At 66.3% G+C, this 14,234-nt stretch carries 12 protein-coding genes; 9 read left to right on the top strand and 3 right to left on the bottom strand.

Features of this window, described 5'->3' with window-relative positions; all coding sequences use genetic code 11:
- The first annotated feature begins 39 nt into the window (after positions 1-39).
- The 4 genes from metH to ASC78_RS22975 are packed head-to-tail and all read left to right on the top strand — an operon-like array spanning position 40 to position 5,975.
- Positions 40-2,754 (top strand): methionine synthase, encoded by a 2,715-nt coding sequence (metH, locus tag ASC78_RS22990; RefSeq protein ID WP_157634522.1) that lies wholly within the window; start codon positions 40-42, stop codon positions 2,752-2,754.
- A 52-nt stretch (positions 2,755-2,806) separates the two neighbouring features.
- Positions 2,807-4,624, top strand: coding sequence for an ArnT family glycosyltransferase (locus ASC78_RS22985; RefSeq protein WP_055806868.1), 1,818 nt, complete (start codon positions 2,807-2,809; stop codon positions 4,622-4,624).
- On the top strand, positions 4,621-5,595 hold the full coding sequence (locus ASC78_RS22980) for a glycosyltransferase family 2 protein (protein ID WP_055806865.1): 975 nt from the start codon (positions 4,621-4,623) through the stop codon (positions 5,593-5,595). Before ASC78_RS22985 ends, ASC78_RS22980 begins: the two co-directional genes overlap by 4 nt.
- Positions 5,592-5,975, top strand: coding sequence for a GtrA family protein (locus ASC78_RS22975; RefSeq protein WP_055806862.1), 384 nt, complete (start codon positions 5,592-5,594; stop codon positions 5,973-5,975). Before ASC78_RS22980 ends, ASC78_RS22975 begins: the two co-directional genes overlap by 4 nt.
- Before the next feature lie 127 nt (positions 5,976-6,102).
- Here the strand turns inward: ASC78_RS22975 and ASC78_RS22970 are convergent, their stop codons facing one another.
- Genes ASC78_RS22970 through ASC78_RS22960 form a run of 3 tightly spaced genes read right to left on the bottom strand, consistent with a single transcriptional unit; the run spans position 6,103 to position 8,811 of the window.
- Positions 6,103-7,302 (bottom strand): amidohydrolase family protein, encoded by a 1,200-nt coding sequence (locus tag ASC78_RS22970; protein ID WP_055806859.1) that lies wholly within the window; start codon positions 7,300-7,302, stop codon positions 6,103-6,105.
- Entirely contained in the window at positions 7,257-8,018 is a 762-nt protein-coding gene (locus tag ASC78_RS22965; protein WP_055806857.1) for a TetR family transcriptional regulator, read from the bottom strand. Before ASC78_RS22965 ends, ASC78_RS22970 begins: the two co-directional genes overlap by 46 nt.
- A gap of 19 nt (positions 8,019-8,037) precedes the next feature.
- Positions 8,038-8,811, bottom strand: coding sequence for a ferredoxin--NADP reductase (locus ASC78_RS22960; protein WP_055806854.1), 774 nt, complete (start codon positions 8,809-8,811; stop codon positions 8,038-8,040).
- 326 nt (positions 8,812-9,137) lie between these two features.
- Between ASC78_RS22960 and ASC78_RS22955 the strand changes: the two genes are divergently transcribed.
- The 5 genes from ASC78_RS22955 to ASC78_RS22935 all read left to right on the top strand — a co-directional run bounded on the left by ASC78_RS22955 (position 9,138) and on the right by ASC78_RS22935 (position 14,224).
- Complete coding sequence (locus ASC78_RS22955) at positions 9,138-10,754, top strand: hypothetical protein (RefSeq protein ID WP_055806851.1); 1,617 nt, start codon at positions 9,138-9,140, stop codon at positions 10,752-10,754.
- Positions 10,755-10,757: 3 nt separating this feature from the next.
- Positions 10,758-11,660, top strand: coding sequence for a UPF0280 family protein (locus tag ASC78_RS22950; RefSeq protein WP_055806848.1), 903 nt, complete (start codon positions 10,758-10,760; stop codon positions 11,658-11,660).
- Between the two features lie 21 nt (positions 11,661-11,681).
- Entirely contained in the window at positions 11,682-12,323 is a 642-nt protein-coding gene (locus ASC78_RS22945; protein ID WP_055806846.1) for an amino acid synthesis family protein, read from the top strand.
- Positions 12,324-12,357: 34 nt separating this feature from the next.
- Complete coding sequence (locus ASC78_RS22940; RefSeq protein WP_055806843.1) at positions 12,358-12,942, top strand: amino acid synthesis family protein; 585 nt, start codon at positions 12,358-12,360, stop codon at positions 12,940-12,942.
- Between the two features lie 76 nt (positions 12,943-13,018).
- Positions 13,019-14,224, top strand: coding sequence for an ABC transporter substrate-binding protein (locus ASC78_RS22935; protein WP_055806840.1), 1,206 nt, complete (start codon positions 13,019-13,021; stop codon positions 14,222-14,224).
- Positions 14,225-14,234: the final 10 nt, after the last annotated feature.

The following is a 14,234-nucleotide window of genomic DNA, read 5'->3' as shown; positions in this document are numbered from 1 at the left end:
CCCCCAATGAGCGATGTTCCCACGCCCTCCGTTCCCCCGATGAAGCTGTCCGGCCTCGAGCCCGTGGCCATCGATGCCGGATCGCTGTTCGTCAACATCGGCGAGCGCACCAACGTCACCGGCTCCAAGGCCTTCGCCCGCATGATCCTGAACGGCCAGTTCGAAGAGGCCCTGGCCGTGGCGCGCCAGCAGGTCGAGAACGGCGCGCAGGTGATCGACATCAACATGGACGAGGCCATGCTCGACAGCAAGGCCGCGATGGTCCGCTTCCTGAACCTGATTGCCAGCGAGCCCGACATCGCGCGCGTGCCGGTAATGGTCGACAGCTCCAAGTGGGAAGTGATCGAGGCGGGTCTGCGCTGCATCCAGGGCAAGGGCATCGTCAATTCCATCTCCATGAAGGAGGGGGTCGACAAGTTCAAGCACGAGGCCAAGCTCGTGAGGCGCTATGGCGCCGCCGCGGTGGTGATGGCCTTCGACGAGAAGGGCCAGGCCGACACCTACGAGCGCAAGATCGAGATCTGCGAGCGGGCCTACCGCATCCTGGTCGACGAGGTGGGCTTTCCGCCCGAGGACATCATCTTCGACCCCAACATCTTCGCCATTGCCACCGGCATCGAAGAGCACGACAACTACGCGGTCGACTTCATCAACGCCGTGCGCTGGATCAAGGAGAACCTGCCGGGCGCCAAGGTGTCGGGCGGCGTCTCGAACGTGAGCTTCAGCTTCCGCGGCAACGACCCGATGCGCGAGGCCATCCACACCGTGTTCCTGTACCACGCGATCCAGGCGGGCATGGACATGGGCATCGTCAACGCCGGCATGGTCGGCGTCTACGACGACCTGGAGCCGAGCCTGCGCGAGCGCGTGGAAGACGTGGTGCTCAACCGTCGTCCAGACGCCGGCGAGCGCCTTGTCGAAGTGGCCGAGACCGCCAAGAGCGGCGCCAAGGACGAAAGCAAGCGCCTCGAATGGCGCGGCACGCCTTCGACGCCGGTGCACGTCAACCAGCGCCTCTCGCACGCCATGGTGCATGGCATCACCGACTTCATCGTCGAAGACACCGAGGAGGCCTACCAGCAGATCCTCGCGACGGGCGGCCGTCCGCTGCACGTGATCGAAGGCCCGCTCATGGACGGCATGAACATCGTGGGCGACCTGTTCGGCGCCGGCAAGATGTTCCTGCCGCAGGTGGTCAAGTCGGCGCGCGTGATGAAGTCGGCCGTGGCCCACCTCTTGCCCTACATCGAGGCGGAAAAGCTGCGCGACGAGGCGGCTGGCCGCGACGTGCGCACCAAGGGCAAGATCATCATCGCCACCGTGAAGGGCGACGTGCACGACATCGGCAAGAACATCGTCACCGTCGTGCTCCAGTGCAACAACTTCGAAGTGGTGAACATGGGCGTGATGGTCCCGTGCCATGAGATCCTGGCGCGTGCCAAGGTCGAGGGCGCGGACATCGTGGGCCTGTCGGGCCTCATCACGCCCAGCCTGGAAGAGATGCAGTACGTGGCCGGCGAGATGCAGCGCGACGACCATTTCCGCATCAAGAAGATCCCGCTCCTGATCGGCGGCGCCACCACCAGCCGCGTGCACACCGCCGTCAAGATTGCGCCGCACTACGAAGGCCCGGTGGTCTACGTGCCCGATGCGTCGCGCAGCGTGAGCGTCGCGCAGTCGCTGTTGTCCGAGCAGGCCACCGCGTACATCGACGAGATCAACGCCGACTACGAGAAGGTGCGCACGCAGCACGCCAACAAGAAGCAGGTGCCGATGTGGCCGCTGGCCAAGGCGCGCGCCAACAAGACGCCGATCGACTGGTCCGGCTACACGCCGCCCGCGCCCAAGTTCATCGGCCGCCGCGTGTTCAAGAACTTCGATTTGACCGAGCTCGCCAAGTACATCGATTGGGGCCCGTTCTTCCAGACGTGGGACCTGGCGGGACCGTTCCCGGCCATCCTGAAGGATGAGATCGTCGGCACCGAAGCCGTGCGCGTGTATGCCGACGGCCAGCGCATGCTCAAGCGCCTGATCGAAGGGCGCTGGCTCAGCGCCAGCGGCATCGTCGGCTTCTGGCCCGCCAACACGGTGAACGACGACGACATCGAGCTCTACACCGACGAGACGCGCAGCGAGGTCGCCATGACCTGGTATGGCATGCGCCAGCAGACCGAGAAGCAGATGATCGACGGCGTGATGCGGCCCAGCCGCTGCCTCGCCGACTTCGTCGCGCCGAAGGACAGCGGGCTGAAAGACTACGTGGGCGTGTTCGCGGTCACCGCGGGCCTGGGTGTCGAGAAGAAGGAGAAGTACTTCATCGACGACCTGGACGACTACTCCGCCATCATGCTCAAGGCGCTGGCAGACCGGCTGGCCGAGGCCTTTGCGGAGTCGCTGCACCACCGCGCGCGCACCGACCTCTGGGGCTATGCGCCCGACGAAGGCTTGAGCAACGAAGACATGATCGCGGAGAAATACCGAGGCATCCGCCCCGCGCCCGGCTACCCGGCCTGCCCGGATCACAGCGTGAAGCGCCCGATGTTCGACCTTCTGAACTGCGCGGACATTGGCATGACCCTGACGGAAAGCCTCGCTATGATGCCCGCCGCCAGCGTCAGTGGTTTCTACCTGAGCCACCCCGACTCGACGTACTTCAACGTCGGCAAGATCGGACACGACCAGTTGCAGGACCAGGCGGCGCGGCGCAAGGAGAGCGAATCCGATCTCGAGCGCCTGCTGGCGCCGAACCTTTGAACCTGCCGGCCGGCATGGCCGACCGGCGCCGGGAGTTGTTATTCAGAAGTTGATGTTTGCCGCCGCGCACTACGCGGCATTGGCTGTCTTTGTCCTCGCCTGCTGGGGTTTGGGCCGCGCGCTGCTGGTGCGCCTGGCTCCGCCGCCGCGCCGGGATGCATGGCTCGAAGCGGCCATGGCCGCGACCCTGGGCGTCGGGCTCTTCATCTGCGCGTTCCAGGTGCTGGCGATCTTCGGCGCGTTCAAGATCGGCGCGACGGTGGCGCTGATCGCTGCCGGCGTCGTGGCCGCCGCGCTGCAGCTGCTGCCCTGGTGGCGCACTGTTCGCGCTTCAGCGGCGCCCGCCGCGCCGTGGACTCGCGCCGACAAGATCGCGGCCATTGCGTTGGCCCTGGTGGCGCTGCCCGCACTTGTCGCGCCGCTCGCGCCACCCGCCGCCTTTGACGAGCTGATGTACCACCTCCCCTATGCGCGCCAAGTGGCGCAGCAGGGCTCCCTCGGCATCCACGAGTGGCTGCGATACCCCTGGTTTCCGTACAACTACAACCTGCTCTATGCCGCTGCGCTGCAGGTGGGCGGCGACGTGCTGCCGCATTTTCTCAATGCGCTGGCGGGCCTGCTTTCGGCTGTCATGGTCTTGCGCCTCGGCATGCAGCACACCAACCGGCTCACGGCCTTGATCGGCACGGCCATCTGGATCGGCATCGGCGACTATTCGAATGCGCTGATCGACATGGGCGTGGCGCTCTTCGTGCTTGGCGCCTGCGTGGCGCTGTGGTGGTGGCGCGAGTCGCAGCCGGTGCAGGCGGGCATGCGCTGGTTGGGCCTTGCGGCGTTCTGCCTTGGCGTGGCGGCGGGTTCGAAATACCAGGCCCTCACCTTCCTGCCGCTGGTGGCGCTGTTCGTCGTCTGGCACGAGCGCCGGCCCAAGGCGTGGGCGCTGGCGCTGTTTTGCTTTCTGATTCCGTGCGTGTATTGGTATGCGCGAAACGCCATCATGACCGGCGATCCGTTCAACCCCATTGGTGCGCGCGTGTTCGGTTTTACCGAGTGGATTCCGGCCGACTACGTGCAGCAGGTGGCCGACGTGCGCGACCATGCGGCGCGGCCCAACGCGCTGATCTGGGCGGTGTTCCTTGCGCCGTTCAGCGTGTTGTGGAAGCGCTCGGCCGCCGTGCGCGCAGCGGGCTGGTTCTGTTTCTATTCGGTGGCCGTGTGGCTTCTGACCTCGCGCTACCCACGCTATCTCACGGCGTCGTTTCCGTTGCTCGCGCTGATGGCGGCCATCGGCTGGCAGGTGCTGTTCGGCTGGATCGCCACGGGCGTGCGCCGCGCGTTCGGTGGCAAGGGTGCAGCGGCGGCCGCCGCCGATGCAGGCGCTGACGCATCTGCCGCCGCAGCGCCTGTCGGGCGCCTCGGCCTTGCCGGCGACTGGATCGTCGTGCTGCTCGTGGCCGCCCTGGCCGCGGTGTCGCTGAAGCAGACGGCCGTCAAGGTGGCGATGATCTCGCCCACGCCCGAAACGCGCGAAGCCTTCCTGCGCCAGCACGTGCCGGGCTATGCCGCCATGGACTATCTGCGCCTGCATGCCAACGGCCGCGTCTACCAGATTGCGCTGAACGAAGCGATCTATTACGGACCCAATCCGATCTGGGGCGATACGCTCGGCCCGTGGCGCTACCGCGATTTCCTGCTGCTGCCTCCGGGCGACATGGCGGTCAAGCTCGCAGGGCTGGGTTTCACGGCCATCGTCATGCCCACCTCGATGGTGCCCACGCTCGCCACCCGGCCTGGCTTCGACCAGCATTTCGCCCTGCTGTACGAAAAAGACGGCGGCCGGGCCTATCGCATTCTTTCGACCGCACCATGACCGACGACAACCAATTCGCCGCAGCCCGTGCACCCCTGCGCATTGCAGCGGTGATCCCCTGCTACAACGAGGCGCTGTCGATCGCGCAGGTGGTCGCGCAATTCCGCGCGGCGCTGCCAGATGCCGAGATCCACGTCTTCGACAACAACTCGAGCGACGACACCGCCGCCATCGCGCGCGAGAGCGGCGCCTTCGTGACGCACGTGGCGGCGGCCGGCAAGGGCAACGTCGTGCGGCGCATGTTCGCCGACGTCGAGGCCGACGTGTACGTCACGGTCGATGGCGACGCCACTTACGACGTGGCCAGCGCCCCACGCTTGGTGGACCTGCTGGTTGAGCGCAACCTCGACATGGTGGTGGGCTGCCGCGTCGACGATGGGCAGAACGCACTCACCTACCGCGCCGGCCACCGCTTCGGCAACCGCATGCTCACTGGCGCCGTGGCGCAGCTGTTCGGCGGCGGCCTGACCGACATGCTGTCAGGCTACCGCGTGTTCTCGCGGCGCTATGCCAAGTCGTTTCCGGCGCTCTCGCACGGCTTTGAGATCGAGACCGAGCTCACGGTGCACGCGCTCGAGTTGCGCATGCCTTATGCCGAGCTCGACACCACCTACAGCACGCGGCCCGAGGGTTCGCACAGCAAGCTCTCGACCTACCGCGACGGCTGGCGCATCCTGCGGACCATCTGCAAGCTGTTCATCAGCGAACGGCCGCTGCAGTTCTTCACGATCCTTGCGGCCGCGCTCGCGTTGGGGGCCATCGCGCTGGTCATTCCGCTGCTGGTCACCTATCTGCACACCGGGCTGGTGCCCCGGCTCCCCACCGCGGTGCTGGCGACCGGCGCCATGCTGGCCGCGATGCTGTCGATGGTCTGCGGCGTCGTGATGCACGCCATCCGGCTCGGCCGCCGCGAGGCCAAGCGGCTGCGCTACCTGGCGACGCCCGGCGTGCGCCACTTCGCCGGCAAATGAAGCTTGGCCGGCAGTTTCTGTCGTTCGCGGTGGTGGGCGCGATCGGCTTCGTCGTCGACGTGGCCGTGCTGTACCTGATGGCGCCGCTGCTGGGCTGGTACGGCGCGCGGGTACTGTCGTTTCTTGCGGCGGCCACGGCCACCTGGGCGTTGAACCGGCGCTATACCTTCCGGCGTTCCGAAGCTTCGGTGCTGCGCGAGTACCTCGGCTACCTCGTGACCATGCTGGGCGGGGCGGTCGTGAACTACGGCGCGTATGTGCTGGTGCTGAACTGGGCTTCAGGGCCTTGGGCGCCTGCCGCCGGCGTGGCGCTGGGCAGCTGCGCGGGGCTTGTCGTGAACTTCCTGTCGGCGCGGTACCTGGTGTTTCGCGCGAAGTAGCAGTGTTGCTCCCTCCCCCTCTGGGGGAGGGCTGGGGTGGGGGCACGCGGCGCATCCATCGGGCGCTCTGCCTGCCCCCATCCCGACCTTCCCCCAGAGGGGGAAGGAGAAAGGGAAGCGCGGGCGCTCAGTGCGCGCCCGACACCACCACCGGAATCTCGGTCGCGGGCGGCGTGTTGCGGCTGCGGCCGCAGCGCACGATGCCGTCGATCATCACCATGCCGACGCCCGGAATGTCGCCGAGCTGCACGCTCTCCAGCAGGCCCGGCGCCGGTGAATGCTGCGCGCGGTCCATGAAGACGAAGTCGGCGTCGCGGCCCACTTCGATCAGCCCGCAATTCAGCTTGCGGATGCGCGCCGTGTTGCCGGTGGCAAAGCAGAACACCAGCTCCGCCGGAATGTTGGCGATGGACGACAGCATGGCCACCATGCGCAGAATGCCCAGCGGCTGCACGCCGGACCCCGCGGGCCCGTCGGTGCCGAGGATCACGCGGTGCGGGCACTTGAGTTCGAGCGCGGCCTTGGCCGCGGCAATGGCGACCTTCTCATTGCCGTTGTGCACGATCTCGATCGCGCGCGAGCTCTTCTCACACAGCTCGCACACATGCGCCTCGGGCAGCGAGGTGTGGCCACCGTTGATGTGTCCGATGATGTCGGCGTCGGCCTCCAGCACCACGTCCTTGTCAATCAGGCCCGAGCCCGGAATCGAAGGCCCACCGGTGTGGATGGTGCTCTGGATGCCGTACTTGCGCGCCCAGGCCACCATCTCCTTGGCCTCGTAGCCGGCCTTCACCGAGCCCAGGCCCACTTCGCCGAGCAGGCCCACGCCGGCTTCGGCGAGCTCCTTGAAGTCGCTCTCGACCATGCCTTTCTCGATGACCGGCGCGCCCGCCAGCACCTTCACGCCGCCGGGGCGAAAGTTGTCGAACGCGCGCTGCGCGGTGATAGCCAGCGCCTTCAGTCCCACGATGTCCTTCGGCCTGCCCGGCAGGTGCACTTCGCCGGCCGAGATCATCGTCGTCACCCCGCCGTGCATGGTGGAGTCGATCCAGCCGATCTGGCCCTGGCGCGGCGTCCAGTCGCCGAACACCGGGTGCACGTGGCTGTCGATCAGGCCCGGCGCCACGCAGGTCTGCTTCGCATCGATGACGGTCTTTGCGCCTTCGAGGTCGCAGTCTTTTTCCATGCCCACCGCGACGATCAGGCCGTCGTTCACCACGATGGTGTCGGCGTCCAGGATGGGCTTGTCGATGTCGCCCGAGAGCAAGAGCCCGATGTTCTTTATGACGACTTTGCCCGACTTGCCGCCGGCTGCGATTTCTGCCATTTCGTGTGGTCCTGGTCGTGGGGTGGGGTGTTGTCTTGTTCCTGGATGTCGTCCGCGCGCACGGTGCGCAGCACGGTCTCGATCACGAAGTCTTCCCAGTGCGTGATCGCCTCGGGCGACTCCAGCGGCTCGCCGAGAAAAGCCGTGAGCGTGTGCCGGTTCGAGGTGTAGAAGTAGCCGGTGGACGCGATCAGCAGGTAGATGTCGCGTGCAATCAGGTTGCTGCGAAACAGGCCCTGCGCCGTGCCGCGCGCCAGGATTTCCGCAATGATCGCCACCGCCCGCGACGAGTATTCGCGCGCCCGCAGCGATTTGGAGATGTGCCGCCCCTTGTGCAGGTTCTCGGTGTTCAGGAGCGTGACGAACTCGGGGTTCTTGCGGTAGTAGCCCAGCACGAAGCGGATGACTTCGGTGAGCGCCTCCACGGGCCGCGAGGCATCGAGCGCAATCGCGGCCTCGGCATCGTCCATGCGCTTGTAGATGCCTTCGAGCACCGCAATGAAGAGGCCTTCCTTGCTGCCGAAGTAGTAGTAGATCATCCGGTCGTACGACTTGGCGGCCTTGGAGATTTTTTCCACGCTGCCGCCGTCGTAACCGTACCTGGCGAACACCTTGGTCGCCGACTTCAGGATGCTGTCGCGCGTGGCCTGCGCCGCGGCCTCGCGCACGCCGGTGCGGCGCTGGGGCTTGCTGCTGGCGGAGCGGCTGTCGGCCATCGTGCGTGCGGCGTTCCGCTTATTTTTCGGCGAACGCGCGTTCGACCACGAAGTCGCCCGGCGTCGAGGTATTGCCTTCCTTGAAGCCGCGTGCCTCGAGGATGTGCTTCAGATCCACCAAGAGGCCAGGGCTGCCGCACAGCATCACGCGGTCTTCCACCGGGTTGAGCGGGGGCAGGTCGAGATCGTCGGTGAGCTTGTTGGTGGAGATCAGGTCGGTGATGCGGCCCTGGTTGCGGAACTCCTCGCGCGTGACCGTCGGGTAGTAGAGCAGCTGCTTTTCGACCATCTCGCCGAGGAATTCGTGCTTGGGCAGGTGGTCGGTCACGAGGTCGTGATAGGCCAGCTCGTCGACCTGGCGCACGCCGTGCACCAGGATGACCTGCTCGAACTTCTCGTAGGTCTCCGGGTCGCGGATGATGCTCATGAACGGTGCAAGGCCGGTGCCCGTGCCGAACAGGTACAGGCGCTTGCCTGGCAGCGTGTAGTCGATCAGCAGCGTGCCGGTGGGCTTGCGGCCCACGATGATGGTGTCGCCCACCTGGATGTGCTGCAGCTTCGAGGTGAGCGGGCCTTCTTCCACCTTGATGCTCAGGAACTCGAGATGCTCCTCGTAGTTCGGGCTCACGATGCTGTAGGCGCGCAACAGGGGCTTGTTGTTGACCTTCAGGCCGATCATCGTGAAATGACCGTTCGAGAAGCGCAGCGCCGGGTCGCGCGTGGTGGTGAAGGTGAACAGGCGGTCGGTCCAGTGGTGGACGCTCAGGACGCGTTCTTCGCTGAATGCACTCATACGGAACTCAAGAGTTGGTTGAACAGTGGGAAGCTGGCTGGGCCGAAATGCACGCCCCTGGGGCGCGAGCCTTCGGCCGGCTGCGAACCCTCCATTGTCGTTGGTCGGAAAAGCCCCCGATGGATACCGCGAGAAAACACCATTGCAAGCATCGGGCCTGTTTGCTACATTGACCGCGAATGTAGTGAACGCAACATGAAAGTGTAGGGAATGCTACACAAACGGAAGGCGGCGCACAAGCGGGCAGACGGCACGTTTGTTGCAACCCTTCTCAGACCGAGAGTCCCGACGCCGACCTGCACCACACGCCTACCGAGATCGCCCCGATGACAGAACACACCAAGACAGACGGACTGCCCGGCATGGACATGCCGATGGTTGCAGATGCCGGCGGCAGCGCCTTCGGCAAGGCGCCGCCGCGCAACGAGCGCATGAGCACCGCCAAGGTCGAGTGCAACGCCTGCCCGGTGCTGTGCCAGATCTCCGACGGCCGCACTGGCGCCTGCGACCGCTATGCCAACAGGGAGGGCGTGCTGGTGCGCGTCGACCCCGTGGTCTTGCTGCGCCGCGAAATCGCGAACGAGGCCCCCGTGCTGGTGCCCTTCGACCGGCCCGCCGCGGAGAAGGCCGAAGCCGGCGCGCCCGACTGGAGCGGCGACCTGCTGCACGCCGACGAAGTCTTCGTGACCGGCGTGGGCTCGTCCACCACCTATCCCGACTACAAGCCGGCCCCCTTCATCGTGGCTTCGAAAGCCCAGGGCGTCGACATGGTCACCGTCGTCACCGAAGGCATCTTCAGCTACTGCAGCTTCAAGGTGAAGATCGACACCGACCGCTTCCTCGGCTCCGAGCAGGCCAACGTGCGCTACCGCGGCGAAGTGGTCGGCCACGTCACCACGGCCGAATACGGCTCGCAGATGCTCTCGCTCGGCGGCGTGCACCACCTCACCGGCGGCAGCAAGAAGGAAGGCCGCATGACGGCCGAGCTGATGCAGCTCCTTGGCAACAAGAAGGCCGTCGAGTGCACCATCGACGGCGGCTCCACGCTGGTTATCCAGGCCGGCAAGGCGCCCGTCGTCAACGGCGTGGAAGAGCAGCGCATGCGCGTGGGCTGCGGCTCGGCGGCCGTGGGCATCTTCGCGCGCCAGTTCGCGGGCGTGGCCGACGAAGTGGTGGTGGTCGACGACCACATCACTGGCGTGCTCACCGAGCACCAGGCCGGGCGCTGCCTTGACATGGCGCCTTCGGGCATCCAGATGCTGGGGCGCAAGTCCACGCCGGGGCGCTACTTCCAGGTGGCGAATCCGGGCAACGGCTGGGGCGGCACCGACATCGCCGATCCGCTCTCGATCATCGAGGGCTGGGAAGACGGCGTGGCGCGACCGGGCCTTCGCCTCTTGATGACATCGACCACCGGCGAGCACGCGCAGTGGTATGTGCTGGACGAGGCGCTCAAGCCCGTCGAACAGGAGATGCCCGCCGAAGTGAAGCGCATCGTCGAGCGCATTGGCGAGAACTGCGAGCCGTCGCTGTGCACCGTGCTGTTCCTCGGCGGTGCGGGCGGGTCCTTGCGCGCCGGCGTGACCGAAAACCCGGTGCTGCTGACGCGTGCCATCAAGCGCGCGCTCGTCAACGTCACGTGCGGCGGCGCGCCGGCCTATGTGTGGCCCGGCGGCGGCATCACCGTGATGGCCGACGTCATGCGCATGCCCGACAACAGCTTTGGCACCGTGCCCACGCCAGCCATCGTGGCGCCCATCGAATTCAGCATGCGGCGCGATGACTACCAGGCGCTCGGCGGCCACATGGAGCACATCTTCTCGCTAGAGCAGGCGCTTGCGCGCGGCGCGTGGCAGGAAGACGGCGCTCCCTTGGCACGCCAGTGGGTCGTCATGGACGACGCCAATCCGTGGCCGCTCGGCCACCCACCCATGCTGGGTTGAACCATGACCGCTCAACGCGCCGCGCTCGACAAGAACCGCTGGCACTTCAACCACGGCCCGATCGACATCGTGGCCGAGGCGCATGGCGACCCGTACGCCGTGGCCGCCGCGCACGACGCCGCATGGGCGCGCTTCGGCCATGTGCTGCACGAACTGGTTCGCGAACTGCCGCTGCTGCGCCTGCCCGCCAGCGACAACATGCGCCCGCGCGGCGTGGTCGGCAGGCGCATGTGGGACGCCTGCGCCGCGTTCTCGCCGATGTTCATCACACCCATGGCGGCCGTGGCCGGCTCGGTGGCGCAGGAGCTGATCGCGTTCTATGAGCGCCCGGGTATCGAGCGCGCCTGGATTAACAACGGTGGCGACATTGCGCTGCACCTCGCGCCAGGGCAGTCGGCGCGCGTGGGCGTCTATGCCGACTTGGCGCGCTTCGACTGGCAGGGCAGCGGCATCCTCACCACCGACGGCCAGTTTGAAATCAGCGCCGCGCAGCCGGTGCGCGGCGTGGCCACCAGCGGCTGGCGCGGCCGCAGTTTCTCGCTGGGCATCGCCGACAGCGTGACCGTGCTCGCAGCGACCGCGGCAGAGGCCGATGCCGCCGCCACCGTGATTGCCAATGCGGTGGATGTGGACGATGCCGCCATCGAGCGGCGCCCCGCCAACGAGTGCAAGGACGACACCGACCTCGGCGACCTTCCGGTCACGGTCGACGTTCCACCGCTGGCGCCCGCGCAGGTGAAAAGTGCGCTCGACACCGGTACCGTGTGCGCCAAGGTGCTGCAAAAAGGCGGGCTCGTCTGGGCGGCTTTGCTCGTTTGCCAGGGGCAGTGGCGACTTGTCGAACCCTTATCCTCGAAAGCGCTGCCACAATCGCCATCCGGTGCAGTTGGTTCAGTATTTGCTTAACGAAAAGCAAGGTTCTTTTTCATGATCGATATACGCCGCGTCTTCACCCATGTCGAGCACATTCACCACGAGTTCGGGCCGCGCGCCAAGACTCCGCTGGTGCGCGGTGCCATCGGCGCGGTGCTGACCAATCCGTTCGCAGGCCGCTACGAACCCGACATCCTGCCGATGATGGCGCTGCTCGACCCCGTGGGCGTCGACATGGCGCACAAGCTGCACGCCGCCATGGACGTGCCGCTCGAGCAGATCGCCACCTACGGCAAGGGCGCCATCGTGGGCGCCGCCGGCGAGCTCGAGCACGGCGCGCTCTGGCATGTGCCCGGCGGTTACGCCATGCGCGAACTGCTCGGCTGGAAGGGCGACCGCGCGGCCTACACCGCCGGCAAGGCTGAGGAAAAAACCGGCCAGCCCGGCAATGCGCTGTCCATCGTGCCCTCGACCAAGAAGGTCGGCCCGCCCGGCGCCGCGCTCGACGTGCCGCTCACCAACATCAACGCCAGCTACGTGCGCGGACAGTTCGACGCCATCGAAGTGCGGGTGCCCGGCGCGCCGGCGGCCGACGAGATCGTCTTCATCCTGGCCATGAGCACCGGCTACCGCATCCATGACCGTGTCGGCGGTCTTCGCGCCGAAAACATCAGCAAGTGGGACGGCCTGCGCTGAGCTGCCCGCACCGAGACAAGAAGGAACACAAGACATGACCGCCAACATCCGCAAGCTCGTCATCCAGGTCGACGAGACCCGCAAGGAAATGGGCCAGACGATCGACCCGCCCACGCGCCGCGCGGTGGCCATCGCGGTGATCGAGAACCCCTATGCGGGCCGCTTCAGCGAGAACCTCGACGAACTGATCGCCATCGGCGAAGAGCTTGGCGCGCTCCTGGGCCAGAAGGCCGTGAAGGCACTTGGCATCGAGCCCGGTCAGGCGCAGAGCTATGGCAAGGCCGCCATCGTCGGCGAAAGCGGCGAGCTCGAGCACGCGGCCGCCATCCTGCACCCCAAGCTCGGCGCGCCGCTGCGTGTGGCGGTTGAAAAGGGCGCGGCACTCGTGCCCTCGGCCAAGAAGCGCGGCACGCTGGGCACGGCCATCGACGTGCCGCTCGGCCACAAGGACGCGGCCTTCGTGCGCAGCCACTTCGACGCCGTCGAGGCGCGCGTCTCCGACGCGCCGCGCGCCAACGAGATCGTGGTGGCGGTTGCCGTCACCGACAGCGGCCGTCCGCTGCCCCGCATTGGCGGGCTGCAGGCTAACGAAATCAAAGGCGAAGACGGGCTGCGTTGAATCCGTCCATCACCATTCAGCGCCTGTGCATTCACTTCGTTTCTTCTTTCCTCTTTCGATCCCAAGGAGCTTCCTCATGAACCCATTGCGTCACGTCTTCAGCGCCGCGGCCATTGCCACACTGGCCACGGCCCTCGTTCCTGCCCATGCCCAGGGCGTGATCAAGATCGGCGAGGTCAACAGCTACAAGGCCCAGCCCGCCTTCCTCGAGCCCTACAAGAAGGGCATGGAGCTGGCCGTGGAAGAGATCAACGCCAAGGGCGGCGTCAACGGCCGCAAGGTCGAGCTCATCACGCGCGACGACAACGCGAACCCCGGTGACGCCGTGCGCGTGGCCGAAGAGCTGGTGGCGCGCGAGAAGATCGACGTGCTCACCGGCACCTTCCTGTCGAACACCGGCCTGGCCGTGGCCGACTTCGCCAAGCAGAAGAAGATTTTCTTCCTGGCCGGCGAACCGCTGACCGACAAGATGACCTGGCAGGGCGGCAACGAATACACCTTCCGCCTGCGCCCCGGCACCTACATGCAGGCCGCGATGCTGGTACCCGAAGCGGCCAAGCTCAAGAAAAAGCGCTGGGCCATCGTGTACCCCAACTACGAATACGGCCAGTCGGCCGTGGCCGCATTCAAGACGCTCCTGAAGGCCGCGCAGCCCGACGTGGAGTTCGTCGCCGAACAGGCGCCGCCGCTCGGCAAGGTCGATGCGGGTGCCGTGGTGCAGGCGCTGGCCGACGCCAAGCCCGACGCGATCTTCAACGTGCTGTTCGGCGCCGACCTTTCCAAGTTCGTGCGTGAAGGCAACACCCGCGGTCTCTTCAAGGACCGCACGGTGGTGAGCGTGCTCACCGGCGAGCCCGAGTACCTCGACCCGCTGAAGGACGAAACGCCCAACGGCTGGATCGTGACCGGCTATCCCTGGTACGGCATCCAGACGCCCGAGCACAAGGCCTTCTTCCTTGCGTACCACGGCAAGTACAAGGACTACCCGCGCCTGGGCTCGGTGGTTGGCTACACCATGATCAAGTCGGTGGCGGCCGGCATCGAAAAAGCCAAGAGCACCGAGACGCCCAAGCTCATTGCCGCCTTCAAGGGCCTGCAGGTTGACTCGCCCTTCGGCAAGATCAGCTATCGCGCCGAAGACCACCAGTCGACCATGGGCGCCTTCGTCGGCAAGACCAAGAACGACAACGGCAAGGGCGTGATGGTCGACTACACGTACTTCGACGGTGCCAAGTTTCAGCCGAGCGCGGCCGACGTGAAGAAGTCCCGCGCCGCGGACTGATCTTTTTTTC

The sequence above is a fragment of the Variovorax sp. Root318D1 genome (assembly GCF_001424835.1).
In the GTDB taxonomy this organism is placed as follows: domain Bacteria; phylum Pseudomonadota; class Gammaproteobacteria; order Burkholderiales; family Burkholderiaceae_C; genus Variovorax.
The sequence above is the reverse complement of the archived record's forward strand: the minus strand, read 5'-3'. Positions and strand labels throughout refer to the sequence as shown.